Raw genomic sequence first — 25,872 nt, forward strand, 5'->3', positions numbered from 1 at the left:
TTCAGTCGAAGAGCACAATCATGACCAAGGGAAAATGGCATGACCAAGGGAAAACCGGCATGACCAAGGAAAAACTGGTCGTCATCGGCAACGGCATGGCCGGTTGCCGGGCGGTCGAGGAGATCCTCAAGCGCGATCCTGGCCGCTACGAGATCGCGATCTTCGGGACCGAACCCCGCGTCAACTACAACCGCATCATGCTCTCGCCGGTGCTGGCGGGCGAGAAGACCTTCGAGGACATCGTCATCAATGACGAGGCCTGGTACCGCGACAACGGCATCGCTCTGCATGCTGGCCGCGCGGTCGTCGAGGTCGATATCGAAGGCAGGACGGTGCGGGCCGAAGGGGGGCTTTCGCTTGCCTATGACAAGCTGATCCTGGCCACGGGCTCCGATCCCTTCCGCCTGCCGCTGCCGGGAATCGACCTGAAGGGCGTGGTGACCTTCCGCGACCTGGACGATGTCGAGGCCATGGTCGCGGCGTCGGCCAAGCCCGGCGCCCGCGCCGTGGTGATCGGCGGCGGCCTGCTGGGGCTGGAGGCCGCCTACGGCCTGGCCAGGCGCGGCATGGCCGCCACGGTCGTCCACCTGATGGACGTGCTGATGGAGCGTCAGCTGGACGAGAGCGCCGGCTTCCTGCTGCGCGAGGCCCTGCTGGACCGGGGCGTCGAGACGGTGCTGGGCGCCCATTCCGACGAGGTGGTCGGCGAGAACGGCCAGGTCACGGGTCTGAAGCTCAAGGACGGCCGGGTCTTGCCCTGCGACCTGCTGGTCATGGCCGTCGGTATCCGTCCGAACGCCTCTCTGGCGCGCGAGGCCGGCTTGGCGGTCAATCGCGGCGTGGTCGTCGACGACGCTATGCGCACCTCCGATCCGGCGGTGTTCGCGGTGGGCGAATGCGCCGAGCATCGAGGCGCCTGCTATGGCCTGGTCGCGCCCATCTGGGACATGTGCCGCGCGCTGGCCCAGTCGATGACCGACGGCGAAGGCGCCTATGAGGGCTCTGTCCTGTCCACGCGCCTGAAGGTCTCGGGCGTCGACGTGTTCTCGGCCGGCAAGTTCGCCGGCGGCGAGGGCTGCGAGGACATCGTGTTCCGCGACGCCGGTCGGGGCGTCTACAAGCGCGTGGTCATCGAGGACGGCAAGGTCGCCGGCGCGGTGCTGTTCGGCGACGCCGCCGACGGCGGCTGGTACTTCGACCTGATGCGGGCGGGGACCGCCGTCGCCGACATCCGCGACACCCTGATCTTCGGCCAGGCCATCACGGAGGGGCTGTCCGGCCTGGACCCTAACGCCGCCGTTGCGGCCATGCCCGACACGCAGGAAATCTGCGGCTGCAACGGTGTCTGCAAGGGTGCGATCGTCTCGGCGATCACCGGCCAGGGCCTGACGACGCTGGACGACGTCAAGGCGGTGACCAAGGCCTCGGCCTCGTGCGGCTCGTGTACGCCGCTGGTCGAGCAGGTGCTGAAACTGACCCTGGGCGACGATTTCAAGGCGCAGGTCGGTCCCAAGCCGATGTGCAAATGCACCCGCCATCCGCACGCGGCGGTGCGTGAGGCGATCCTGGCGCGGGACCTCAAGTCCATGCCGGCGGTAATGCAGGCCATGGAATGGGCCACGCCCGATGGCTGCGCCTCGTGCCGTCCGGCCCTGAACTACTACCTGCTGTGCGCCTGGCCGGCCGAGTACCGCGACGACAAGCAGTCGCGCTACATCAACGAACGGGTCCACGCCAACATCCAGAAGGACGGGACCTATAGCGTCGTGCCGCGCATGTGGGGCGGCATGACCACCCCCGACGAACTGCGGGCTATCGCCGACGTCGCCGACAAGTTCGCCATCCCGGCCGTCAAGGTCACCGGCGGCCAGCGCATCGACCTGCTGGGCGTCAGGAAGGACGACCTGCCGGCGGTGTGGGCCGACCTTAACGCCGCCGGCATGGTCAGCGGCCATGCCTACGCCAAGGGCCTGCGCACGGTGAAGACCTGTGTCGGCAGCGACTGGTGCCGGTTCGGCACGCAGGACTCCACGGGCCTTGGCATCCGCCTGGAGAAGTTCCTGTGGGGCTCGTGGGCGCCGGCCAAGGTCAAGCTGGCGGTGTCGGGCTGCCCGCGCAACTGCGCCGAGGCCACCTGCAAGGACTTCGGCGTGATCTGTGTCGACAGCGGCTATGAGATCCACATCGGCGGCGCGGCCGGCCTCCACATCCAGGGGACCAAGGTGCTGACCCATGCCGGCTCCGAGGACGAGGTCCTCTGGGTGATCGCGGCGGTCATGCAGCTGTACCGCGAGGAGGGCTGGTACCTGGAGCGGGTCTATAAGTGGATGGCGCGCGTCGGGCTGGAGAGCATCCAGGCCCAGGTCACCGATCCGGACCAGCGCAAGGCCCTCTACGACCGCTTCGTGTTCTCGCAGCGCTTCGCCCGCATCGACCCGTGGGCCGAGCGCGTGGCCGGTCGCCACAACGAGGAATTCACGCCCATGAGCCGCCGGATGGAGTTCGCCCCCGCATGAACGCCCCTCTGAAACCGCCTGTCTGGATCGATGTCGGCGCCGTCACCGACATCCCGCGTCGCGGGGCCCGTCGGGTCACCAGCCCGCGCGGCGACATCGCCATCTTCCGCACCGGCGACGGCGAGGTGTTCGCCCTGATCGACGCCTGTCCGCACAAGGGCGGGCCGCTCAGCCAGGGCATCGTCCACGGCCGCGCCGTGGCTTGCCCGCTGCACAACTGGTCCATCGACTTGGCTTCCGGCGAGGCCATGGGCGCGGATCGAGGCAAGGGCTGCACGCCGGTGGTGCCCCTGGAGGTCCGCGACGGCCGACTGCTGCTAAGCCTGACGACGGCCGCCGTCGATGGCTGAAGGCGCCGCCCCGATCCCGGTCAAGACCGCCTGTCCCTATTGCGGGGTCGGTTGCGGCGTGACCGGCGCTGTCGGTGAGGGGCGCATGCTCTCGGTGAAGGGCGACGTCGCCCACCCCGCCAACCTCGGCCGCCTGTGCTCCAAGGGCGCGGCGCTGGGAGCGACGGTGGGGCTGGAGGGCAGGCTGCTGGAGCCGACTGTCGGCGGCAAGGTCGCCAGCTGGACCGACGCCACCGCCCTGGTCGCCAAGCGCTTCAAGGACACCATCGCCAAGCATGGCCCCGACAGCGTCGCCTTCTATGTCTCCGGCCAGCTCCTCACCGAAGACTATTACGTCGCCAACAAGCTGATGAAGGGCTTCATCGGCTCGGGAAACATCGACACCAACAGCCGCCTCTGCATGGCCTCGGCGGTGGCGGCCCACAAGCAGGCGTTCGGCGCGGATCTGGTGCCCGGTTGCTACGAGGACCTGGAGCTGGCGGAGCTCGTGGTGTTCAGCGGCCACAACGCCGCCTGGACCCATCCGGTGCTGTTCCGGCGCATGGAGGCGGCCAAGGCGCGGGGCCAGAAGCATGTGGTCATCGACCCGCGCCGCACCGACACCGCCGAGGGCGCGGACCTGCATCTCGCCATCGCTCCGCAGAGCGATGTGCGGCTGTGGAACGGCCTGCTGGCGGACCTCATCCGGCGCGAGGCCATCGACCGCGACTACATCGCCGCCCATGTGAACGGGTTCGCCGACGTGGAGGCGGCCCTGGCGGACTCGGACCAGTCGCCCCCCGCCGTGGCCGCCGACTGCGGCGTGGCGGTCGAAGACCTGATCGCGTTCTACGACCTGTTCGCCGCCAACCCGAAGACCGTCAGCCTGTTCTCGATGGGCGCCAACCAGTCGGTCCAGGGCACGGCCAAGGGCCTGTCGATCCTCAACGTCCACCTGGCCACGGGCCGGATCGGCAAGCCGGGCGCCTGTCCGTTCTCGATCACCGGCCAGCCCAACGCCATGGGCGGACGCGAGACCGGCGGCATGGCCAACACCCTGGCCGGCCACATGGACTTCGCCCCGGCCGACCGCGACCGCGTCGCCCGCTTCTGGGGCGCGCCCGACACCGCCCGCGCGCCGGGTCTGAAGGCCGTCGACATGTTCGACGCCGTCCATTCGGGGAAAATCAAGGCGATCTGGGTGATGGCGACCAATCCCGCCGTCTCGATGCCCGACGCCGCCCGGGTCCGCGAAGCCCTGGCGCGCTGCCCGTTCGTGGTGGTGTCCGATTGCGTCGACACCGACACCACGGCCTTCGCCGACGTCAAGCTGCCGGCCCTGGCCTGGGGCGAGAAGGACGGGACGGTGACCAATTCCGAGCGCCGGATATCACGCCAGCGGGCGTTGTTTCCCGCGCCAGGTCAGGCGCGCGCCGACTGGCGGATCGTCGCCGACGTGGCCAAGGCCATGGGGTTCGACGGCTTTGGCTGGAGCTCGCAGGCCGGTGTGTTCCGCGAATGGGCGCGGCTGACGGCCTATGAGAACGAAGGCCGGCTGCTGAACCTCGCCGGCCTGGCGATGCTGGGGCCCGACGACTACGCCAGCCTGACTCCGGTGCAGTGGCCCGTGAGCGCGGACGGCCAGGGCGCGCCGCGCCTGTTCGTCGACGGTCGCTTCCAGACCCCCGACGGCCGCGCCCGCATGGTCCCGACCCGGCCCAAGGGTCCGGCCGACGCCGTCGATGCGGCCTTCCCGATGTCGCTCAATACCGGCCGCATCCGCGACCAGTGGCACACCATGACCCGCACGGGCCTGGCCCCCGATCTCTGCCGCCACGCGCCCGAGCCGTTCGTCGACGTCCACCCGGCCGACGCCGAAGCGGCCGGCTTGAAGGACGGCGCCCTGGCCCGGGTGATCACCGCGCGCGGCGAGGCCGTGGCCCTGGCCAAGGTCACCGACCGTCAGCGGCCGGGCGGGCTGTTCATGCCCATGCACTGGACCGACGCCTTCGCGCCGTCGGGGCGATCCAATCCCCTGATCGCGCCCAATCTCGATCCGACCTCCGGCCAGCCGGAGTTCAAGCACACCCCCGCCCGGATCCGCGCCTATCGCGAGACCTGGAAGGGCTTCTTCCTCACGCGAAACAGCCTTGGCCCCCCACCGGGGCTGGACCTCGTCTGGCGGCGCATCCCATGGGACGACTGCCAGCAACACGAGTTCGCCGGCCGGGGCGACGAGGTCGAGCGCGCCGCCCTGCGCAAGGCCCTGACACGGTCCCTGGCCGGCGAACGCGTGACCTATGACGACGCCGCCACCGGCGCGCGGCGCGACGCCTGGCTCGACGCCAACGGCCGACTGGTCGCGGTGCTGTACGTGACCCGGACCGGCCGCCTGCCGTCGCGCGACTGGCTGGCCGAGCTGTTCGCCGAACCCGCCCTGACCGCCGAAGCCCGCTCGGCCCTGCTGCTTGGCCGTCCGCCCGGCGCGCCGGTCGACAAGGGGCCGCTGGTCTGCGCCTGCCTGAAGGTCGGCGCCAGGGCCGTGCAGGCCGCCATCGCCGCCGGGGCCGCCAATCCCGACGCGGTCGGCGCCGCCACTGGGGCGGGAACCAACTGCGGCTCGTGCCGTCCCGAGATCGCCCGGATGATCGCCGCGATCGCTGCTTCCGTTCCGACCAAGGAGCCCGCCCATGTCTGACGCCCAAGTCCTGCTCGTCGGGGCCGGCCCCGGTCCCGTCGACCTGATGACACTGCGCGCCGCCCGCGCCGTCCAAAGCGCCCAGGCCCTGCTCTATGACGCCCTGATCAGCGAGGATGTCATCGCTCTGGCCCCGCCCGGCTGCGTGCGTATCCAGACCGGCAAGCGGGCTGGCAAGCCTTCCATGCGCCAGGACCAGATCAACCGGCTTATGCTGTTGCTGGCCCGCAAGGGTCTGCGGGTCGTGCGGCTGAAGGGCGGCGATCCGTCGATCTTCGGCCGGGTGGGCGAGGAAGCCGAGTTCCTGCGGGGCCACGGCGTGCCGGTCGAGGTGGTGCCTGGCGTCACCGCCGCCTGCGCCGCCGCCGCGCAGTTTAACTTTCCCCTGACCCATCGCGGCCAAGCCCGGCGGGTGGTGTTTACGACCGCGCGTCTGGAGGCCGGCGCCCTGAGCGGCGACTGGAGCGCGGCGGGCGATCCGGAGGCGACCATCGCCATTTACATGGGCCGCGAGGTCGTCGAGGTCCTGAGCGCCCGGATGATCGCCGCGGGCCGCTCGCCCGACACGCCCGCCGTGGCCGTCGAGCAGGCTGGCGGGACGGCGGCCCGGCTGGTTCGCGGCACCTTGGCGAGCTTGCCCAGCCGAATGGCCGAGCTGAGGAGCGGTCCGGTGCTGATCGTGGTCGGCGAAGTCGCCGCCCAGGCCTGGGAGGCCCGCCCGGCTCTCAACGCCGATCTTTCCCGCGTTGCTAGCTAGTGGCGGCCGGTACTTAGCGGGAATAAAAGTCTAGCGGGCCAGGCGAACGGGAGGCTAACGGCCCGGCTTTGTTCTTCTGTGTTCCCAGGAGAAGCGTAAGAAAACCAGGTGGTTACGGAAATCCGTCCTGGTGGCGGGGGGCGGGATCGAACCGCCGACCTGTGGGTTATGAATCCACCGCTCTAACCATCTGAGCTACCCAGCCCCAGGAGGCGGGGCTTATAGGCGAGAACCGCGCGGGATTTCAAGCGGCGGCTATTCCGAGACGATCGCCGATGTCACGGCGCCAAGCGCCTTGACCGCGTCGGCGGGCGCCAGCTTGACCTGCAGGCCCCGCTGGCCGCCGTTGATGAAGACGTAGGGCTCGGTGAGGGCGGCCTCTTCCATCACCGTTGGCAGGCGCTTCTTCTGGCCGAAGGGGCTGACGCCGCCGACCTTGTAGCCGGTGATCCGCTCCGCGTCGGGGACAGGGGCCATGGCGGCCGACTTGCCCTTGAGGGCGGCGGCCAGCTTCTTCATGCTGACCTCCTTGTCCGAGGGCAGGATCGCGCAGGCGGGCTTGCCGTCCAGCATGACGATCAGGGTCTTGAGAACGCGGCGAGGGTCCTCGCCCAGCGCTTCGGCGGCCTGCAGGCCCACACGCTCCGACCCCGGATCGTAGTCATACGTATGCAGGTCGAACGCGACGCCGGCCTTGGTCAGTGCGATGGTGGCGGGAGTGCTCTTGGACATGGCTCGCGTCATAGCCAACTGTGCCAGGCCTTGGAATATAGGCGGCTGGAATATGGATCGCGGATGACCGCTTTTGATCGACGGACCCTGCTGCGCGGCGCCCTGGCGCTGGGCGCCGCGGGCCTGCTGCCCAGTTGGGCGCGCGCCGGCGAGAGCGGTCGCTCGCCCGCCGCGCTGTCGGGTGATGAGATCAAGCTCACCGTCGGCCACGCCATGGCGACAATCGACGGTCGCTCGGGCCACGCCGTCACCGTCAATGGCTCGATCCCCGGCCCGCTGATCCGGCTGAAGGAAGGCCAGAACGTCCGCCTGTCGGTGACCAACGCATTGGCCGACGAGGACACCTCGATCCACTGGCACGGCCTGCTGGTGCCGTTCCAGATGGACGGCGTGCCGGGTGTCAGCTTCCCGGGGATCAAGCCGGGCGAGACCTTTACCTACGACTTCCCGGTGCGGCAGGCCGGGACCTACTGGTGGCACAGCCATTCGGGCCTGCAGGAGCAGGTCGGCCTCTACGCCCCGATGATCATCGATCCGGCGGGCGAGGACCCGATCGCCTATGACCGCGAGCATGTGGTCGTACTGTCGGACTGGAGTTTCCTGCATCCGCACGAGTTGTTCCGGAAGTTGAAGGTCAACGCCGGCCATTTCAACATGCAGAAGCAGACCGTGGCGGGCCTGCTGGCCGGTCGGGACCAGCCGCTGAAGGACCGCGTCGAGTGGGCCAGGATGCGGATGGACCCCACCGACATCGCCGACGTCACGGGCTCGGTCTACACCTATCTCGTCAACGGCCACGGTCCGGGCGACAACTGGACGGGCCTGTTTTCGCCAGGCGAGCGGGTGCGGCTGCGTTTCATCAATTCCGCGGCCATGACCATCTTCAACGTCCGGATCCCGGGCCTTTCCCTGGAGGTCGTGGCCGCCGACGGCCAGCCGGTGTCGCCGGTCGCCGTCGACGAGTTCCAGATCGCCCCGGCCGAGACCTTCGACGTCATCGTCCGGCCGGTCGAGGACAAGGCCTTCACCCTGGTCGCGGAAGCTTCGGATCGCTCGGGTCTGGCGCGTGGAACCTTGGCGCCCCGCCTGGGGATGTCGGCCGCCGTTCCGCCGCTCCGCACGCGGCCCTTGGCGACCGTGAAGGACATGGGCATGGGGAACATGCGTCACGGGATGGACATGCCCGGCATGGACATGTCGATGCGCTCCCAGGCCAACGCGCCGAACGTGCCGCTGACGCCGGGCGTCCAGACCATAGCGCCGATGCCGATGGACCGCATGGCCGAGCCGCCGCAGGGTCTGGAGGACGTCGGCCATAAGGTGCTGCGCTACGCCGACCTGGCCAGCCTGCATCCGCCGACCGACGCGCGTCCGCCCGGGCGGGAGATCGAGATCCACCTGACCGGCAACATGGAGCGCTTCATGTGGGCGTTCGACGGCGAGGCGTTCGGGCCGATCAAGAAGCCGATCGCCTTCGAGCGGGGCGAACGGGCGCGCGTGGTGCTGATCAATGACACCATGATGGCTCATCCGATCCATCTGCACGGCCACTTCTTCGAGCTGGTCAACGGCCAGGATCGCCAGCCGCTGAAGCACACGGTCAATGTCGCGCCGGGCGGCAAGGTCGCCTTCGACCTGACGGCCAGCGAGCCCGGCGACTGGGCCTTCCACTGTCACCTGCTGCTGCACATGCACGCGGGCATGTTCAATGTCGTGACCGTCCGGCCGCTCGCATGATCTTCCTCCAGCACGAACATCATCAGCAGGCTCCGGACCCGCACGCCGGTCACGCCATGGAGGCGATGAAGCCCGCCGCCGAAGCCAAGCCGCCAGCGATCCCCACCGACCACGCCGCCGAGCGCTTCTACAGCCCGGAAGCCATGGCCGCCGCCCGCGCCCAGCTGATGAAAGAGCATGGCGGGGCGACGGCGTGGACCATTCGCGCAGACCAGCTGGAATACCGCTCGCGCGACGGCGCCGACGCCCAGGCTTTCGAGGGCGAGGCCTGGTGGGGTGGCGACGCGTCCAAGTGGGTCGTCAAGGCGCGCGGCGAGCGTCTTGAAGGGGAGGGGTGGGAGAAGGGCGAGGCCGAGGTGCTGAAGGCTTGGCCGGTCGGACCCTATTTCGATCTCCAGGCCGGCGTTCGTTACGATCTGGCGCCCAAAGGGCGATCCTACGCGGCCGTCGGTTTCGAGGGCCTGGCGCCCTATTGGTTCGAGTTGCAGGGGACGGCCTACCTGTCCGATCAGGGCAAGGTCTCCGCCCGTGGCGAGGCGTCCTACGATCTGCGCCTGACCCAGAAGCTGATCCTGCAACCTCGCCTGGAAGCCGATCTCGCCGAGGCGGGCGCCGCCAAGCTCGAGGGCGGTCTGCGCCTGCGCTACGAGATCACGCGGGCGTTCGCCCCCTATGTCGGCGTGGTGCGCGAGCGGGCGTTCGGACCCGCCGTGGTCGCCGGCGAGCGGGCCGGAAGCACGGCGGTGGTGATCGGCGTCCGCGCCTGGCGCTGATCCTATCGTTACAGACAGCTTGCCGCGACCGTAACCCTGGCCCAACATCCGTTTGACCGGACGCAGATCCAGACAACCAGGGAGTCAGGCGCGATGGCGGAAGCGATCGATTTCGACCGCATGCGGACACTGGGCGACGTCGCCCGCTATCACGCGGAGGCGCGGCCGGGAGATGTCGCCTTCAGCTTCGAGGGGCGGGACACGACCTTCGCCGACTTCGACCGGCATACCAGCCAGGTGGCCGCCGCCCTGATCGCGGCGGGGCTCTCGACGGGCGATCACGTCGCCTATGTCGGCAAGAACAGCGACCACTATTTCGAGCTGCTGATCGGGGCCGCCAAGGCCGGGGTGGTGACCACGCCGATCGGCTGGCGCCTGGCGGCGGCCGAGATCGCCTACATCGTCGGCGACAGCGAGGCCAAGATCGTCTTCGTCGGTCCCGAGCTGATCGGCCACATCGAGAGCGTCGCCGCCGAACTGACCGACCGTCCGGCGGTCGTGGCCATGGAGCCCGACGGCGCCGGCGAGCATCCGGCCTTCGAGGCCTGGCGCGACGCCCAGTCCGACGCCGACGCCCTCAAGCCGATCGCGACCTCGGACATCGCCATCCAGCTCTACACCTCGGGCACCACGGGGCGTCCCAAGGGCGCGATGCTGACCCACGACAACCTCTTGGCGATGCGCCGCGCGGCGGCCAAGGATCCGCTGGACTGGAACCGCTGGGGGCCGGACGACGTCAGCCTTGTCGCCATGCCGGTCGCCCACATCGGCGGCACCGGCTGGGGGCTCGTGGGCTTGCTGAACGGCGCCAAGGGCGTGGTGGCGCGCGAGTTCGATCCGTTCAAGGTGCTGGACTATATCGAGAAGGACCACGTCTCGAAGATGTTCATGGTGCCGGCGGCGCTGCAGATCGTCGTGCGCCAGCCCCGGGCCCGCGAGGTCGACTATTCGCGCCTGACCCACATCCTCTACGGCGCCGCGCCCATCCCGCTGGATCTGCTGCGCGAGTGCATGGAGGTGTTCGGCTGCGGCTTCGTCCAGCAGTACGGCATGACCGAGACGACCGGCACGGTGGTCTATCTGCCGCCCGAGGACCACGATCCGGCGGGGAACAAGCGCATGCGGGCGGCGGGCCTGCCGATGCCCGGCGTCGAGATCAAGGTCATCGACGAGGCCGGGAACAGCGTTCCGACCGGCGCGGTGGGCGAGGTCGCCGTCCGCTCCCCGGCCAACATGGCCGGCTACTGGAAACTGGCCGACGCCACCGCCAAGACCATCGACACCGACGGCTGGTTGCGCACCGGCGACGCCGGTTATCTGGACGAGGACGGCTATCTGTTCATCCACGATCGGGTGAAGGACATGATCATCTCGGGCGGCGAGAACATCTATCCGGCCGAGGTCGAGAGCGCCGTCTATGGTCACCCGCACGTGGCCGAGGTGGCGGTGATCGGCGTGCCGGACGAGAAATGGGGCGAGGCGGTCAAGGCGGTGGTCGCGGCCAAGCCGGGCGTGACGCCGGACGCGGCGGACATCATCGCCTTCGCCCGGACCCGGATCGCGGGCTTCAAGGCGCCCAAGAGCGTGGACTTCGTGGCCGCCCTGCCGAGGAACGCCTCGGGCAAGATCCTGCGCCGGGAGCTGCGGGCCCCCTACTGGGAAGGGCGCGAGCGGCAGGTGAACTAAAAAAAGGGGCGTCGCGAACGACGCCCCGAGAAGGGAAGAGACTGACGGACGCGGGGCAAGGGGTGGAAATGCCCCGCGACCCTCACTTGCCCGCCGGCGAAACCGGCAGGCTCCGGGCCGCCAGGGTGACCTGGACGGTGGAGGAGAGAGCCCGGGACGAAGAGCCCAGGGCGATATCGTACTGGCCGGCCGCGATCGACCAGCCATGAGCCTTGCCGTCCCAGACCGCCAGCAGGCGCGGGTCGACCGTCAGGGTCACGCGCCGCGTCGCGCCGGGGGCGAGGGCGACCTTCTCGAATCCGGCCAGGCGCTTGGGCGCCTCCCAGCCACCGGCCTTCGAGGCGACATAGATCTGCGGCACGTCCTTGCCAGCCCGGGCTCCGACGTTCTTGACGTCGAAGCTGACCGTGACCTTGTCGCCCGCCGCCGTGGCGGTCAGGCCCGAATAGGCGAACTTCGTGTAGGACAGGCCGTGGCCGAACGGGAACAGCGGCTCGATCTGCTTCAGGTCGTACCACTTGTAGCCGACGGCGGCGCCTTCGAGGTTGTAGTCGACATCGAACATCTCGCCCTCCGGCTTGCCGACGCCGTCCAGCTTCGGGCGCGGCAGGTCGGCCACGCTCCTGGGGAAGCTGACGGGCAGGCGGCCGCTCGCGTCGACCTCGCCGGACAGGACGCGGGCGATGGCCTCGCCGCCGGCCGTGCCCGGGAACCAGGCCTCGACCACGGCGCCGACCTTGTCGAGCCAGGGCATGACCACCGGGCCGCCGGTGATCAGCACGACCACCGTCTTCTTGTTGGCCGAGGCCACGGCGTCGATCGTGGCGTCCTGGTTGCGCGGCAGGTTCAGGTCGACGACGTCCACCGACTCGGTGGTCCACTGGTCGGCGAAGACCACGGCCAGGTCGCTCTCGGCGGCCAGCTTGGCGGCGCGGGCCGGATCGGTCCCGTCGTCATGGACGACCTTGGCGTTCGGATAGCGAGCCCGCAGCGCCTTCAGCGGCGAGGACGGGTAGTAGATCACCGGGCCCGGCCAGGTCGCCGGCTCCAGGCCCTTCACCGCGCGGCCGCCGACCGGATAGACCTGCGAGGAGCCGCCGCCCGACAGCACGCCGACGTCCGAATGGGCGCCGATCACGGCGATGGTCTTGGCGGTCTTGGCCAGGGGCAGAAGATCGCCGTCGTTCTTCAGCAGGACGACGCCTTCCTCGGCGTCTGCCTGGGTGACCTTGGCGTGGGCGGCCAGGGTGGCGGCCGGCAGGTTGATCGGGGCCGGATTGACGACCGGATGATCCACGAGGCCGCTGGCGAACATGGCGCGCAGCACGCGGCGGGCCATGTCGTCGATGCGAGCCTGACTGACCCGGCCGGCGGCGAGATCGGCTTTCAGCGGCGCGCCGAAGTAGGGCTCCTTGTCGAAAGCCTCGCCGGCCGATTCCTGGTCGAGGCCGGCGTTGGCGGCCTTGGCCGACGAGTGGTCGGCGCCCCAGTCCGACATGACGTAGCCCTTGTAACCCCAGTCCTTCTTCAGGACCGTGTTCAGCAGCCAGTCGCTCTCGCAGGCATAGTCGCCGTTGACGCGGTTGTAGGCGCACATCACCGAGTGCGGATCCGACTGCTCGATGGCGAACTGGAAGGCCAGCAGGTCCGAGGTCCGGGCGGCGGCGTCGTCGATGTTAGAGCTGACCACGAAGCGGCCGGTCTCCTGACCGTTCAGCGCGTAGTGCTTGATCGTCGAGATGATGTGGTTGGACTGGATGCCGCGGATCTGGGCGGCGACCATGGTTCCAGCCAGCCAGGGATCCTCGCCGGCATATTCGAAGTTCCGGCCGTTGCGCGGCTCGCGCGTCAGGTTCACGCCGCCGGCCAGCTGGACGTTGAAGCCCGAGTCGCGAGCCTCCTTGCCGATCATCGCGCCGCCCTTGAAGGCCAGCTCGGGATTCCAGGTCGCGGCGGTGGCCAGGCCCGAGGGCAGGGCGGTGCGCGGACGCAGATCCTGGTGGCTGCCCTGGGTGGCGACGCCGACGCCGGCGTCGGTCTGCCACTGGCCGGGGATGCCCAGGCGCGGCACGCCGGCGACATAGCCGGCCGAGGCGTCGTGCGAGTCCTTGTGGCGAGTATACTTCGGCTTCATGTCCGAGCCGAAGTAGCCGAAGATGACCGTGAACTTCTCGTCGTTGGTCATCGCCTTCAGCGCCAGGTCGGCGCGGGCGTCGGCGGAGAGCTTGGGATTCAGCCAGGCATGGGCCGGCTTGGAGGCCACGGGCTTCCCCGAAGCCTTCGACGCCGCTTGGGCCAGGGCCGGAGCGGCGGTCAGCGTCGAGGCGGAAGCGCCGATCAGCAGGGCGAGCCGCAGGCTCCGCCAGGTCGTCCGAGTCATGTTTCCTCCGTCGTGTTCTTCTGGCGCCCCGCGCGGCTCTCGGACCGGGTCGGGGAGGGGTTCAAGTCTTTCGCCGGGGCGGCGGGCCGCTCCGGGCGGGACCGGTGGATTCGCGCACCACCAGGCTGTGCTGCGCGAGGAAGGGTGTGTTGGTCTTGCCGGCGCCTTCGTTGGCGCTCCAGGCGGCGAAGGTGTGCATGGCGCGCAGAGCCATCTGATCGAACGGCTGGCGGATGGTGGTCAGGGTCGGCCAGATGACGCCGGCGATCGGGGCGTCGTCGAAGCCGACCACCGAGACATCGTCCGGAATCCGCAGGCCCCGACGCTGGACTTCCATGCAGGTGGCGGCGGCCATGTCGTCATTGGCGGCGAAGATCGCGGTCGGCGGATTGTCGATGTCCAGCAGCTGGCGGGCCGCGTCGAGACCGGTCTTGAAGGTGAACTCGCCGCCGACGATCAGCTCGGGCGGCGGGCGCGGCAGGCCTCGCGCGGCATAGGCCTCGAAGAAGCCGTTGCGGCGGTGGGTGCTGGCGGCGTGGTCCGGGTGGCCGGCGATGTGGCCGATCCGGGTATGGCCCAGCGAGAACAGGTGCTCGACCACCTCGCGCGCGGCGGCCCGGTCGTCCATGCCGATGGCCGGGAACTGCGGATCAGGCGTCGTCGGGGTGATCAGAACGCAGCGCACGTCCAGCTCGCGCATCAGGTCCTTCATCGGGCCGAAGTCGCATTCCGGCGGCAGCAGGATCATCTCGCGGATGCCGCCGTCGCGGACGAAGGCGCGGACGCGGTCGGCCCAGCCGGGGATCGGGCCCTCGGACAGGTCGACCGACAGGTGGCGGCCGGTCTCGACGCAGGCCACCAGCAGGGCGTGGTGGACGCGGGTGTGGTAGCCGCCGGACGGATCGCCCATCAGCACGCCGACCGAACCGGACCCCTGCGAGCGCAGGCTGCGGGCCACGGCGCTGGGCTGGTAGTCCAGGTCGGCCATGGCCGCGCGGACACGGTCGCGCGTCTTGGCGCTGACACTGTCGTGATCGTTGAGAACGCGGGAGACGGTCTTGGGCGAAACGCCCGCCCGTTCGGCCACGTCGGTGATCGTCGTCATGGGTCCCCGTATCCCCAACCGCCAAGCTTGTCGGCGCCACCCCAGCAGTGAAAGGCGGCGTCCACAAGGCGGTGAACTGTCAGAGCCATAGTCCATGTTGTCTCGGATGTCATGTCTATGGGACAAAAATTGGTCAAAAAACCCTGTCGAACAGGACATTTTCAGGACATTTCGACCGGCCGAGGCTCGGCTTCCGGGGTGTCTCGCAAGGCGTTCTGGGCGAGTCGGTCGCATTGTGACGTTGGTGCAACGTTGGATGCGTTGTCGCTGGTGTCGTCAGGAAAAGCCTAGTTAAAACAACGAATTTATGTCTGATCTCGCGAGTCTCTGGGCGCTGAACGGCTCCACGACAGGGGTTCCCGCTTGCGGCGACGCCCAGTCAAAACCCTTGTCTCGCGGGAATGACAACGTTGACATTGTTGTTGACTTGCCTGGGACATTTGAGGAATGTGACATCGTTCGATGAAGGCGCGGGGCCGGAGTCGAGAGTCCGGGTGCCGGGGCCGCCGAGGACCTTGTCCGATCGCGAGACATGCGACGGTCGGGTCCGCAAAGCCTCCAACGTTTCTCGAAAGCCGTCGACAAGAGCGGCGGCGCGAGCGGCGGGCGGGCGTCCAATAAAAACGACTTATTTTGGGGAGCGAGGAATTGTCACAGGAAGCAAGGAAAGCCGTGCTCAGGCGCGGCCTGACGCTGGCGCTGGTCGCCGGCGCGTCGCAATTGGCTCTGGTCACCGGGGCTTTCGCCCAGGACGCCCAGACCCAGGTCGATGAGGTCGTCATCACCGGCGTCCGCGGCTCGCAGATCAAGTCGGTGGACGTGAAGCGCCGCGAGGCCTCGATCGTCGACGCCATCTCGGCGGAAGACATCGGCAAGCTGCCCGACGTCACCATCGCCGACTCGCTGCAACGCATCTCGGGCATCCAGATCCAGCGCGACGCCGGTGAAGGCAAGACCGTCAACATCCGCGGTCTGCGCCAGGTCATCACCCTGCTGAACGGTGAACAGTACCTCAGCGCCGGCAATATGGGCTCGGCCCAGCCGGACCTGCTGGACGTGCCGTCGCAGCTGATGAACCAGGTGCTGGTCTACAAGTCGACCAACCCGAACAACGCCCTGTCGGGCATCTCGGGCACCATCGACCTGCGCACGCGTCGTCCGTTCCAGTTCGGCGAAGGCCTGACCTTCACCGGCGCGGCCGAAGCCCAACGCGGCGACCGCACCAAGAAGGACGACTATCTGCTGAACGGCGTCGTCAACTGGCGCAACGACCGAGTCGGCCTGATGATCGGCGCGGCTGGCAGCAAGTCCAACCTCGGCAACAACTATTCGGGCACCGTCGGCCTGTCGGGCAACAACGACTGGGGCGGCGGCTTCGCCAACAGCTACATCTCGCCCCACGGTTACGAGAGCTTCAACCGCGTGGTCGAGCGCAAGCGCCTCGGCATCAACGCCGCGTTCGAAGCCGACCTGGGTGAAGGCTTCACCCTGATCGCCGAGGGCTTCTACGCCAAGCTCGACGAGTACAACCGCGCCGTCGGCATCAACATCTCCAATCGCTGGGACGGCGGCGCCTTCGGCACCTGGAACAAGCCGACGGTCTCGACCCCAGTCGGCATCGGCAACTGGCTGGCCGTCGACGAGTACGACATCAATGCGTGGTGGGTGAACTCCTTCACCGTCAACCGCACGACCAAGTCCAAGACCAAGAACTTCAACCTGGGTCTCGACTACGACAACGGCGGTCCGTTCACCTTCGAGGCGCGCGCCATCCGCGCTGACGGCGACCGTCTCAGCATGAACGGCCAGGCCCAGGGCGACCTGTCCAACTGGCGCTACGCCGACGGTCGCTTCAACCTGTTCCGCGACCCCGCCGACCGCACGCGCGGCACCTTCTATCCGAAGGCGATCTGCGACAAGTTCGGGTCCGCGCGGCGCACCAACGCCGTCACCGGCAGCGCCGGTGGCTGCTATCTGGATCCGAACCCGCTGGGTTACGGCGCCAATCCGCAGCTGCACTACAACATCGCCGGCGATCACCCGGTGTGGAGCGGCTTCGATCGCACGCTGGCCGGCGGCCTGGGCGCTGGCAAGTCGCTCAAGGACTACATGGCGAACAAGGACAGCTACGCCATCGGCGCCTTCTCGTCGGAAGGTAACAACGAAGTCAATTCGGACATGAACGTGTTCCGCGCTGACGGCCACTACAAGTTCGACGACAAGCTGCTGGGTTTCATCACCAAGATCGACGCGGGCGTCCGCCAGAGCAAGCGCACGGTCGAGGTCGAGCAGTTCCACCTGTTCTCGGGCTTCTACGGCGGCACGCCGGGCGCGGTTCAGGCCAACGGCACGCCGGTTCCGGCCGGTGGCTGCGAGGCTCAGTGGAAGGCCATCGACGTCGTCATGAACCAGAACCAGTGCCAGGCGGGCGAGTTCGTGCCCGATCCGGTCACGGGCCTGCCGGTGTTCCAAGGCTATACGGTCAACCAGCCGACCGGCCTGTCGACCTATAACAACGTGGTCTGGGTCGACGACCTGGGCGGCGTCACCAGCGGCATCCCGGGCTTCTGGGCCATCGATCCGCGCGACTTCGACGACGCGGAAGCCTTCCACAAGAAGGTGTTCGGCGGCGCCATCCGCGTGCAGGTTCCCGGCCAGACCTACGACGTTCGCCTGAACGAGCAGAGCGCCTACGGCGTGATGAACTTCGCGGCGGGCGCCCTGTCGGGTAACTTCGGCCTGCGCGTCATCGAGACCGAACTGACGGTCAAGCAGAACCTGACCGGCGACACCCGCAACTACGGCGACACCAACGCCGATGCGGGCGACCAGGTGACCCAGCGCAAGTACACCGACTGGCTGCCCTCGCTGAACGTCAGCTACGACTTCAACGACAACCTGAAGTTCCGCTTCGCCTACTCCAAGACGATGCAGCCTCTCGACCTGGGCAACTATGGCGGCGGTCTGAAGATCAACACCGCCGACTGCGGCGCGGCTCTGCCGAACGTCCGCTGCGTCACGAGCGCGGAATCGTCGGGCAACCCGATGCTGAACCCGTGGCGCTCGCAGAACTTCGACGGCGCCATCGAGTACTATGTCGGCCGCGCCTCGATGTTCAACATCTCGGCCTTCAAGCTGAAGATCGACAGCTTCGTCACCAACGGCGTCACCACCGGCCGCTTCCCCGACCAGGACGGCGTCATCCGCCGCACGGTCAACGTCACCCTGCCGATCCAAGGCGACGGTGGCGAGGTGAAGGGCGTCGAAGTGGGCGCCAAGCTGGCGGTCAGCGACTTCTTCGACGACGCTGGCTTCTTCTCGAACTTCGGTGTCGACACCAACTACACCTACTCGCCGAGCAAGGAGTCGCGCACGGGTCTGGACGGCGAAAAGCTGCCCTTCCAGGATAACTCCAAGCACCAGTTCAACCTGATCGGCTGGTACCAGGACGCCAAGCTGCAGGCGCGCGTCGCCTACAACTATCGCACCGACCGCCTGGCCGAGGTGATGAGCAACAACATCCCGATCTATCAAAAGAGCACGGGCTATGTGGACGTGAACGTCAGCTACAACGTTCGCGACAACATCACCGTCTACTTCAACGGGTCGAACGTCACGAGCGAGATCGAGGATTATTACGCTCGCTTCGCCAAGGGTAAGACCCAGTACATCAAGCAGAACGAGTTCGAGCCCCGCTACACGCTGGGCGTCCGGGCTCGCTGGTAGTCTAGATCCCTCTCACCTCCTGCAGCCGCCGTGGAATCCCCACGGCGGCTTTCTTTTTTTGAGAGCCCCGTTCTTTTTGGGAGGGCTTGGGCCTGTCCGGTCCACGCGCGAGCCGATAGCCTGGAGCCTAACCGGACGAAGACGCCGGGAAGTCGGGAGCAAGCCCATGCAGGACAATCGAATCCGCAAGCTGGTGATCGTCGGCGGCGGCACGGCCGGCTGGATGGCGGCGGCTGCGCTGCGGCGGCACTTCCAGGGCGGCCCGCTCGAGATCACCCTGGTCGAAAGCTCCGAGATCGGCACGATCGGGGTGGGTGAGGCGACCATCCCCACCATCCGCGCCTTCTACAACCAGCTGGGTCTTACCGACATCGAAGTGATGCGGGCCACCCAGGCGACCTGCAAGCTGGGCATCAGCTTCAACGGCTGGGTCCGCGAGGGCCAGTCGTTCATCCATCCGTTCGGCCACTTCGGCCAGGACCTGCGCGGCGTGCCGTTCCACCACTATTGGCGCAAGCTGGGGGAGGCCGGCGAGCCGACCAACATCGCCGACTATTCGCTGGGCGCGTCCCTGGCGCAGGCCGGCAAGTTCATGGCCCCCAGCCGCAACCCGGCCTCGACCCTGTCGATCTTCGACTGGGCGCTGCATTTCGACGCCAGCCTGTTCGCCCAGCTGATGCGCCGGGTGGCCGAGGAGAACGGCGTGCGCCGCGTCGACGCCAAGGTCACCAAGGTCAACCTCCGCCCCGAGGACGGCTTCATCGCCTCGCTGGACCTGCACACCGGCGAGACGCTGGAGGGCGACCTCTTCATCGACTGCTCGGGCTTCCGGGGGCTGCTGATCGAGGAGGCTCTGCAGACTGGCTACGAGCACTGGAACGACATGCTGTTCTGCGACCGCGCCTGGGCGGTGCAGAGCGAGGGTGTGGGCGATCCCATGCCGTACACGGACGTCACCGCCCACACCGGCGGCTGGCGCTGGCGCATCCCGCTGCAGCACCGCTATGGCAACGGCTACGTCTTCTCATCGCGCCACATCGGCGACGAGGACGCCCTGGCCGAGCTGAAGGCGGCGATCCCCGATCCGCTGCTGCACGAACCGCGCCTGATCCGCTTCAACCCCGGCCGGCGCAAGCAGGTCTGGAACAAGAACGTCATCGCCCTGGGCCTGGCGTCCGGCTTCCTGGAGCCGCTGGAAAGCACCTCGATCGCCCTGATCGAGACCGGCATCGAGAAGATCAAGGCGCTGTTCCCGGACAAGGACTTCGCCCCCGAGGTCGTCGACGAGTTCAACGACTGGTCGCGTCGTGAGATGGAGCGCGTGCGCGACTTCATCATCCTGCACTACTGGGCCAACAAGCGTGGCGACACCACGTTCTGGCGCGACTGCAACAAGGTCGTGCTGCCTGAGGCCCTGCGGCGCAAGGTCGACCTGTTTCTCAAGCGCGGTCATTTCGTCCGCTACCGCTGGGAGATGTTCGCCCCGCCCAGCTGGATGGCGATCTATGCTGGCTTCGAACTGCTGCCGCAGACGGTGGACCCATCGCTGGACGGCATCGATCCCAAGACCCTCAGCGCGCCGCTCGCCGAGATGCGCAAGGCCATCCGCGACGTCGTGGCCAACGCCCCGCCGCACGAGGCCTTCCTCGACCAATACTGCCGCCCAGCGCCGATAGCGGCTGAGTAGGACCATGCCGATGACCAACACCAATCCCAACGCCATCAGGAAGATCGTCATCGTCGGCGGCGGTTCGGCCGGCTGGATCTCGGCGGCGATGCTGGCCCACTATTTCGAGAAGGGCGGCTGTCAGGTCGAGCTGATCGAGTCCGAGGAGATCGGCACGATCGGGGTGGGGGAGTCGACCATCCCGCCGTTCCTGCAACTGATCGCCAGTCTCGGCCTCGACGAGCGGGAGTTCATCCAGGCCACCCAGGCCAGCTTTAAGCTGGGCATCCGGTTCGAGGACTGGAAGCAGAAGGGCCAGCACTACTACCATCCGTTCGGCGCCATCGGCGGCCCGATCGGCCCGCACGAGTTCTACCAGTGCTGGCTGCGGGCCAAGGCCAACGGCCACCCGTCGGAACTGCAGGACTTCGCGCCCGGCACGGTGATGGCCGACCAGTGGAAGTTCATGCTGCCGTTCAAGGCCCAGCGGTCGCTGATCGCCGGGGCCAGCTACGCCCTGCACATCGACGCGCGCCTGATCGCCAAGGTCCTGCGCGGCTTCGCCGAGGCGCGCGGCGTCAAGCGCACCGAAGGCATCGTCACCGACGTGGTCACGCACCCGGACGGCTCGGTCGCCAAGGTGATCATGAAGAACGGCCAAGAGGTCGAGGGCGATCTCTTCATCGACTGCTCGGGCTTCCGCGCCCTGCTGATCGGCAAGACCCTGGACGTGCCGTTCAACGACTGGTCCGACATGCTGCTGTGCGACCGCGCGGTGGTGGTGCAGACGCAGAACATCGGCGAACCGCACCCCTACACCCTGTCCAAGGCCGAGGACGCCGGCTGGCGTTGGCGCATCCCGCTGCAGCACCGGGCCGGCAACGGCTACGTGTTCAGCTCCAGGCATCTCAGCGACGACGAGGCGCGCGCCGTCCTGGTGCGTAACGTCCAGGGTCCGATGCTGATGGAGCCGATGTTCATCCCCTTCAAGACCGGCATGCGCCAGCGCCTGTGGGAGAAGAACGTGGTCGCCGTGGGCCTGGCCGGCGGCTTCATCGAGCCGCTGGAATCGACCGCCCTGCACCTGATCTATCGCGGCATGGACTTCCTGTTGCGGTTCTTCCCCGACCGCGACTGCAGCCCGGCCCTGGCGGCCGAGTACAACCGGCGCATGACGGCCGACTACGAGGAGATTCGCGACTTCATCGTGCTGCACTACTGCACGACCCAGCGCGACGACACGCCGTTCTGGCGTGATGTCCGCCAGGCCCCGGTCCCCGAGACTCTGAAGGCCCGCATGGAGCTGTTCAAGGCGCACGGCGTGCTGCGCGAGGGCGTCGACGAGATGTTCCGCAATCCGTCCTGGCAGTCGGTGATGGAAGGCATGGGCGTGCGGCCCCAGCGCTACCAGCAACTGGCCGACACCGCGCCCTACGAGGTCATTTCCCGGACCCTGGACCAGTCCAAACCGATGCTGGCCGCCCAGGTCGCGGGCCTGCCCAGCCACGGCGAATTCCTGGCCCAGAACTGCCCCGCGCCGCCGCCGGAACCGGTGGCCGCGCCGTTCAAGACGGTGGCCTAGAGCCGCTTCATCGCGATGATCTTCACCGGCGGGTTCAGGATCTGGCCCTTCATCGACGGCACGTTGGTCGCGCCGTCGGTGCGGCCGGCCAGGATCTTCTTCACGACGTCCATGCCCTGCACGACCTTGCCGAACACGGCATAGCCCTGGGCGGCGTCGCTCTTGCCCGGCTTGGCGTCGAGATAGGGCTGGGCGCTGGCGCAGATGAAGAAGTCGGCGGTGGCCGAGCCGGGCGCGTCGCGGCCCATCGAGATGGCGCCGGCCGTGTGGCGCAGGCCGGTCTTCAGCGTGCTCTCGTGGGCGATCGGCGGGGCGCGGCGGGAATAGGGCTTGGGCTGCCCCTGGATCGAGCCGGCGCCCGGCGCGCCCTTGGCCCGGTTGGCGCGGAAGAACTGGCCGCCGTCGAAGCGGTGGCGATCGACATAGGTCAGGAAGTTGGCGGCCGTGATCGGGGCCTTCTTGTCTTCCAGCTCGACGACGATGGTTCCCTTGTCGGTCTCGATCGCCACGCGCGGCTTGCCGGCGGCGCCCCAAGCAGACGTAACAAGTCCCGAGGTCGAGGCCAGCAGGGCGAGGACGGCGCCGATCACGGCGCGACGGACGATCTGGTTCATCGGAATCCCACCAAAGGTTCGCGCGGACCCTAGCCGATGGCGAGCGCCGAAGTCGACCGGGAGACCGCCCCTGGCAAATTGATGGTAGCGCTACCGAAAAAGCCTGGTCTAAGAATCCCGTTCTCTGAGCTAGGGTCTCTCGGAGTTAGGTTTGGGGACGACCGCGGGGGACACGCGGCGTGATCGAGGGAAGGAACAAGCGTAATGGGGGCTGACAGCCAAGCCGCGCCCGCGTCGAAGCAGGGCAAGGGACGCGACGTGCTGGTGATCGGGGCGTCTTCGCTCGGCACCGTGTTCGAGTGGTACGACTTCTATCTTTACGGCTCGCTGGCGGTGATCATCACCAGCCACTTCTTCTCGGGCGTCAACGAGACCACCGGCTTCATCCTGGCCCTGCTGGCCTTCGCCGCCGGCTTCGCGATCCGGCCGCTGGGGGCGGTGATCTTCGGCCGCCTCGGCGACATCTGGGGCCGCAAGAACACCTTCCTGATCACCATGCTGCTGATGGGGGTCTCGACCTTCGTGGTCGGTCTGCTGCCGTCCTACGAGCAGATCGGCATCGCCGCGCCGATCGCCCTGGTCGTCATGCGCCTGGTTCAGGGCCTGGCCCTGGGCGGCGAATACGGCGGCGCCGCGACCTATGTCGCTGAGCACGCGCCCGAGGGCCGGCGCGGCTTCTACACCAGCTGGATCCAGACCACGGCGACCGTGGGCCTATTCCTGTCGCTGCTGGTCATCCTGCTTGTCCGCACCCAGCTGGGCGAGGACGCCTTCAAGGCCTGGGGCTGGCGCGTGCCGTTCCTGGTCTCGCTGCTGCTGCTGGGCGTGTCGCTGTGGATCCGCCTGAAGCTGCACGAGAGCCCGACCTTCCAGCGCATGATCGCCGAGGGGAAGGGGACCAAGAAGCCGCTGGCCGAGGCCTTCGGCCAGTGGAAGAACCTGAAGGTCGTGCTGCTGGCGCTGTTCGGCCTGACCATGGGCCAGGCGGTGGTCTGGTACTGCGGCCAGTTCTACGCCCAGTTCTTCCTGGAAAAGACCCTGAAGGTCGACGGCGCCCTGGCCAACCTGATGATCGCCAGCGGCCTGCTGATCGGCACGCCGTTCTTCGTGTTCTTCGGCTGGCTGTCGGACAAGATCGGCCGCAAGTGGATCATCATCGCCGGCTGCGTGCTGGCGGCGGCGACCTATTTCCCGATCTTCAAGGCCATCACCACCTACGCCAACCCGCTGCTGGCCCAGGCGGAAGCCTCGGCGCCGGTGACGGTCTCGGCCGATCCGGCCACCTGCGCCTTCCAGTTCGACCCGGTCGGCAAGGCCAAGTTCAACACCGCCTGCGACGTGGCCAAGGCCTATCTGGCCAAGGCCGGCGTCACCTACTCCGTGCGAGAGGCCAGTCCGGGCGCGCCGACCACCGTGCAGGTCGGCGGCGTAACGCTGTCGGGCTTCGACGCAAGAGGCGCGACCGGCAAGGCCTTCGCCGCCGAGCGCAAGGCTTGGGAGGCGGAGCTGGGCGACCAGCTGAAGGTCGCCGGCTATCCGGCCAAGGCCGACAGCCAGTTGGTCGACAAGCCCAAGGTCATCGGCCTGCTGTTCCTGCTCGTCCTGTATGTGACCATGGTCTACGGCCCGATCGCGGCCATGCTGGTCGAGCTGTTCCCGACCCGGATCCGCTACACCGCCATGTCGCTGCCCTACCACCTGGGCAACGGGTGGTTCGGCGGCTTCCTGCCCACGACCTCGTTCGCGATCGTGGCGGCGACGGGCGATGTCTATTCAGGCCTCTGGTACCCGGTGATCATCGCCTCGGTGACCGCCGTTATCGGCGGTCTGTTCCTGAAGGACACGCGCCACAACGCGATCGACGATTAGGCAGCCGCCTTCCGCGACCCGGCGGCCGCGCCGCCGCCGGGTTGCCTTCGGGCTCTTAATCCGCTTGGTTGGCCGCCGAGGGGAGCGTCGATGGCGCAAGAAGACGAAGACCGTCGCGCCTGGTTCAGGCGCGAGATCCTGCCGCTGGAGCCGGATCTGCTGGCCTATGCGCGACAGTTCTGTCGCGACGGCCAGAGCGATCCCGAGGACCTGGTCCACGAGACCTTCGCTCGCGCGATCGCCTGCAAGACCTGGCGCGAGATCGGAAATCCGGGCGCTTTCGCCACCCGCATCCTGCGCAACTGCGCGCTCGACGCGCTGCGCCGCCGCAAGGTCCTGACCATCACCGCCGTCGCCGACTTCGATCGCATCGAACCGATCGACGAAACGCCCACCGCGCAGATGATGCTCGAATCACGCGAAGAGCTGCGGCTGCTGGCCGACGCGATCGCCGAACTTCCGACTCAATGCCGACGCGTCTTTACGTTGAGAAAAGTTTATAGCCTCTCGCCCGAGGACATAGCGGTTCGGCTCGGACTATCCGTCTCTACTGTTGAGAAGCATCTGGTGAAGGGCCTTCGGTACTGTTCCGACAAGTTGGGACGTCGTATCGGACGCAAGAATAAGGTCGACGAAGGACGCTCATGGAGCGCGAGACGGGATCACGACGCGAAGCGGTAAGGCAGGCGGCCGCCCTCTGGGTGGTCCGGCTTGACGATCCTTCGTGCTCGGCCGCCGATCGCGCCGCCTTCGAGGCCTGGCGCGACGACAGCCACGAGCATGAAGCCGCCTATGAGCGCGAAGCCGCCGCCTGGGCGCGGCTTGAGCGTCTGCGCGCCCTGCGCCCGGGCGTGGAGCGTCCGGATCGCGATCTGCTGGCCGAGCGCCGCCCGAACGTAGCGCGGACGCCGTGGGCGCGCGGCATGGCCGCCGCGGCCGCCATCGCCCTGGTCGTGGCCGGCACGATGACGTTCGACGGCGGCACGGCCTACGCCACCGCCATCGGCGAGCGCCGCGTGGTGGTCCTTAGCGACAACAGCCGTATCGAGCTCAATACCGACAGCAAGGTCGTCGTTCGCTACCGCAAGGGCGTGCGCGAGGTGAAGCTCATCAAGGGCGAGGCGGTGTTCGAGGCCGCCAAGGACGTCCGCCCGTTCGTGATCAAGGCCGCCGACGCGGTCATGCAGGCCGACAGCTCCACCGAGATGGCCGTGCGTCTGCGCTCGGACGGCGCGGCCGTGACGGTCAAGCGCGGCGCGGTCGACCTCGACGCGGCCCCGGGCGAGCACAAGGACGAGCGCAAGGACGACCTGCGTCTGACGGCCGGCGTCACCGCCATCTACAGCTCGGCCGGCAGCCGTTCGCGCGCGGTATCCGACAGCGAGATCGACCGGGCCCTGGCCTGGCGACAGGGCGCGATCGCCCTGAACGGTCAGTCGCTGGAGCAGGCGGTGGCCGAGTTCAACCGCTACAACAGACAGCAGATCCGCATCGCCGATCCGTCGATCTCGGGCCTGCGTCTGGCCGGCTATTTTCAGACGACCGAACCCAACAGCTTCGTCAGCGCGGTGACCGGCGCCTTCCCGGTGCGCGCCGCCGCGGGCTCGGACGGGGCCATCCGCCTGACGCGTCGCGTGGTCTCCGAAAAGACCGGCTGAGAAAAAGTGGGCTGAAAAAGTTTCCGGCCGAGTGGCGGAAACGA

At 68.0% G+C, this 25,872-nt stretch carries 17 protein-coding genes and 1 tRNA gene; 13 read left to right on the plus strand and 5 right to left on the minus strand.

Annotated elements, in window-relative coordinates; translation table 11 throughout:
- Positions 1-59: 59 nt before the first annotated feature.
- The 4 genes from nirB to cobA are packed head-to-tail and all read left to right on the plus strand — an operon-like array spanning position 60 to position 6,300.
- Entirely contained in the window at positions 60-2,516 is a 2,457-nt protein-coding gene (gene nirB / locus AC1RNC_RS00890; RefSeq protein ID WP_492882918.1) for a nitrite reductase large subunit NirB, read from the plus strand.
- The gene (nirD, locus tag AC1RNC_RS00895) at positions 2,513-2,866 is read left to right on the plus strand and encodes a nitrite reductase small subunit NirD (protein ID WP_492882920.1); all 354 of its coding nucleotides are present in this window, start codon (positions 2,513-2,515) and stop codon (positions 2,864-2,866) included. The genes nirB and nirD overlap by 4 nt, the downstream gene beginning before the upstream one ends.
- Complete coding sequence (locus tag AC1RNC_RS00900) at positions 2,859-5,543, plus strand: molybdopterin-dependent oxidoreductase (RefSeq protein WP_492882922.1); 2,685 nt, start codon at positions 2,859-2,861, stop codon at positions 5,541-5,543. The genes nirD and AC1RNC_RS00900 overlap by 8 nt, the downstream gene beginning before the upstream one ends.
- Entirely contained in the window at positions 5,536-6,300 is a 765-nt protein-coding gene (gene cobA, locus AC1RNC_RS00905) for a uroporphyrinogen-III C-methyltransferase (RefSeq protein WP_492882924.1), read from the plus strand. Before AC1RNC_RS00900 ends, cobA begins: the two co-directional genes overlap by 8 nt.
- Positions 6,301-6,428: 128 nt before the next feature.
- Here the strand turns inward: cobA and AC1RNC_RS00910 are convergent.
- Together AC1RNC_RS00910 and ybaK are read right to left on the minus strand one after the other, a co-directional pair.
- A tRNA-Met gene (locus tag AC1RNC_RS00910) sits at positions 6,429-6,505 on the minus strand.
- Positions 6,506-6,555: 50 nt separating this feature from the next.
- On the minus strand, positions 6,556-7,032 hold the full coding sequence (gene ybaK, locus AC1RNC_RS00915; RefSeq protein ID WP_492882926.1) for a Cys-tRNA(Pro) deacylase: 477 nt from the start codon (positions 7,030-7,032) through the stop codon (positions 6,556-6,558).
- 63 nt (positions 7,033-7,095) lie between these two features.
- Between ybaK and AC1RNC_RS00920 the strand changes: the two genes are divergently transcribed.
- From AC1RNC_RS00920 to AC1RNC_RS00930, 3 genes are all read left to right on the plus strand, one after another.
- Positions 7,096-8,769, plus strand: coding sequence for a copper resistance system multicopper oxidase (locus tag AC1RNC_RS00920; protein WP_492882928.1), 1,674 nt, complete (start codon positions 7,096-7,098; stop codon positions 8,767-8,769).
- Entirely contained in the window at positions 8,766-9,542 is a 777-nt protein-coding gene (locus tag AC1RNC_RS00925; RefSeq protein WP_492882930.1) for a copper resistance protein B, read from the plus strand. The genes AC1RNC_RS00920 and AC1RNC_RS00925 overlap by 4 nt, the downstream gene beginning before the upstream one ends.
- A gap of 93 nt (positions 9,543-9,635) precedes the next feature.
- Positions 9,636-11,228, plus strand: a complete 1,593-nt coding sequence (locus AC1RNC_RS00930; RefSeq protein ID WP_492882932.1) for a fatty acid--CoA ligase — start codon at positions 9,636-9,638, stop codon at positions 11,226-11,228.
- 82 nt (positions 11,229-11,310) lie between these two features.
- Here AC1RNC_RS00930 and AC1RNC_RS00935 read toward each other — a convergent pair whose 3' ends face one another.
- Positions 11,311-13,608, minus strand: a complete 2,298-nt coding sequence (locus AC1RNC_RS00935) for a beta-glucosidase family protein (RefSeq protein ID WP_492882934.1) — start codon at positions 13,606-13,608, stop codon at positions 11,311-11,313.
- Between the two features lie 61 nt (positions 13,609-13,669).
- Positions 13,670-14,713, minus strand: a complete 1,044-nt coding sequence (locus AC1RNC_RS00940) for a LacI family DNA-binding transcriptional regulator (protein WP_492882936.1) — start codon at positions 14,711-14,713, stop codon at positions 13,670-13,672.
- A 648-nt stretch (positions 14,714-15,361) separates the two neighbouring features.
- Here AC1RNC_RS00940 and AC1RNC_RS00945 point away from each other — a divergent pair.
- From AC1RNC_RS00945 to AC1RNC_RS00955, 3 genes are all read left to right on the plus strand, one after another.
- Positions 15,362-18,439 (plus strand): TonB-dependent receptor, encoded by a 3,078-nt coding sequence (locus AC1RNC_RS00945; protein WP_492882938.1) that lies wholly within the window; start codon positions 15,362-15,364, stop codon positions 18,437-18,439.
- Between the two features lie 166 nt (positions 18,440-18,605).
- Positions 18,606-20,126: a tryptophan halogenase family protein gene (locus AC1RNC_RS00950; protein ID WP_492882940.1), complete on the plus strand. Its 1,521-nt coding sequence runs from the start codon at positions 18,606-18,608 to the stop codon at positions 20,124-20,126.
- 10 nt (positions 20,127-20,136) lie between these two features.
- Positions 20,137-21,687 (plus strand): tryptophan halogenase family protein, encoded by a 1,551-nt coding sequence (locus tag AC1RNC_RS00955; protein ID WP_492882942.1) that lies wholly within the window; start codon positions 20,137-20,139, stop codon positions 21,685-21,687.
- On the opposite strand, the gene AC1RNC_RS00960 is transcribed toward AC1RNC_RS00955, so the two are convergent.
- Complete coding sequence (locus AC1RNC_RS00960) at positions 21,684-22,301, minus strand: peptidylprolyl isomerase (RefSeq protein WP_492882944.1); 618 nt, start codon at positions 22,299-22,301, stop codon at positions 21,684-21,686. The genes AC1RNC_RS00955 and AC1RNC_RS00960 overlap by 4 nt on opposite strands.
- Positions 22,302-22,505: 204 nt before the next feature.
- On the opposite strand from AC1RNC_RS00960, the gene AC1RNC_RS00965 reads away from it, so the two are divergent.
- From AC1RNC_RS00965 to AC1RNC_RS00975, 3 genes are all read left to right on the plus strand, one after another.
- Positions 22,506-24,170 (plus strand): MFS transporter, encoded by a 1,665-nt coding sequence (locus AC1RNC_RS00965; protein WP_492882946.1) that lies wholly within the window; start codon positions 22,506-22,508, stop codon positions 24,168-24,170.
- A gap of 90 nt (positions 24,171-24,260) precedes the next feature.
- Positions 24,261-24,851 (plus strand): RNA polymerase sigma factor, encoded by a 591-nt coding sequence (locus tag AC1RNC_RS00970; protein ID WP_492882948.1) that lies wholly within the window; start codon positions 24,261-24,263, stop codon positions 24,849-24,851.
- Positions 24,815-25,828: a FecR family protein gene (locus tag AC1RNC_RS00975; protein WP_492882950.1), complete on the plus strand. Its 1,014-nt coding sequence runs from the start codon at positions 24,815-24,817 to the stop codon at positions 25,826-25,828. The genes AC1RNC_RS00970 and AC1RNC_RS00975 overlap by 37 nt, the downstream gene beginning before the upstream one ends.
- Positions 25,829-25,872 lie beyond the last annotated feature (44 nt).

It is taken from the genome of Caulobacter sp. GW822-FHT01G02, from assembly GCF_058802865.1.

Coding starts and splice junctions, on each gene's coding strand:
- cobA (WP_492882924.1), top strand. CDS start 5,536: ATGTCTGACGCCCAAGTCCTGCTCGTCGGGGCCGGCCCCGGTCCCGTC.
- AC1RNC_RS00900 (WP_492882922.1), top strand. CDS start 2,859: ATGGCTGAAGGCGCCGCCCCGATCCCGGTCAAGACCGCCTGTCCCTAT.
- AC1RNC_RS00955 (WP_492882942.1), top strand. CDS start 20,137: ATGACCAACACCAATCCCAACGCCATCAGGAAGATCGTCATCGTCGGC.
- AC1RNC_RS00930 (WP_492882932.1), top strand. CDS start 9,636: ATGGCGGAAGCGATCGATTTCGACCGCATGCGGACACTGGGCGACGTC.
- AC1RNC_RS00960 (WP_492882944.1), bottom strand. CDS start 22,301: ATGAACCAGATCGTCCGTCGCGCCGTGATCGGCGCCGTCCTCGCCCTG.
- AC1RNC_RS00935 (WP_492882934.1), bottom strand. CDS start 13,608: ATGACTCGGACGACCTGGCGGAGCCTGCGGCTCGCCCTGCTGATCGGC.
- AC1RNC_RS00965 (WP_492882946.1), top strand. CDS start 22,506: ATGGGGGCTGACAGCCAAGCCGCGCCCGCGTCGAAGCAGGGCAAGGGA.
- AC1RNC_RS00920 (WP_492882928.1), top strand. CDS start 7,096: ATGACCGCTTTTGATCGACGGACCCTGCTGCGCGGCGCCCTGGCGCTG.
- AC1RNC_RS00940 (WP_492882936.1), bottom strand. CDS start 14,713: ATGACGACGATCACCGACGTGGCCGAACGGGCGGGCGTTTCGCCCAAG.
- AC1RNC_RS00925 (WP_492882930.1), top strand. CDS start 8,766: ATGATCTTCCTCCAGCACGAACATCATCAGCAGGCTCCGGACCCGCAC.
- AC1RNC_RS00975 (WP_492882950.1), top strand. CDS start 24,815: ATGGAGCGCGAGACGGGATCACGACGCGAAGCGGTAAGGCAGGCGGCC.
- ybaK (WP_492882926.1), bottom strand. CDS start 7,032: ATGTCCAAGAGCACTCCCGCCACCATCGCACTGACCAAGGCCGGCGTC.
- nirD (WP_492882920.1), top strand. CDS start 2,513: ATGAACGCCCCTCTGAAACCGCCTGTCTGGATCGATGTCGGCGCCGTC.
- nirB (WP_492882918.1), top strand. CDS start 60: ATGACCAAGGAAAAACTGGTCGTCATCGGCAACGGCATGGCCGGTTGC.
- AC1RNC_RS00950 (WP_492882940.1), top strand. CDS start 18,606: ATGCAGGACAATCGAATCCGCAAGCTGGTGATCGTCGGCGGCGGCACG.
- AC1RNC_RS00970 (WP_492882948.1), top strand. CDS start 24,261: ATGGCGCAAGAAGACGAAGACCGTCGCGCCTGGTTCAGGCGCGAGATC.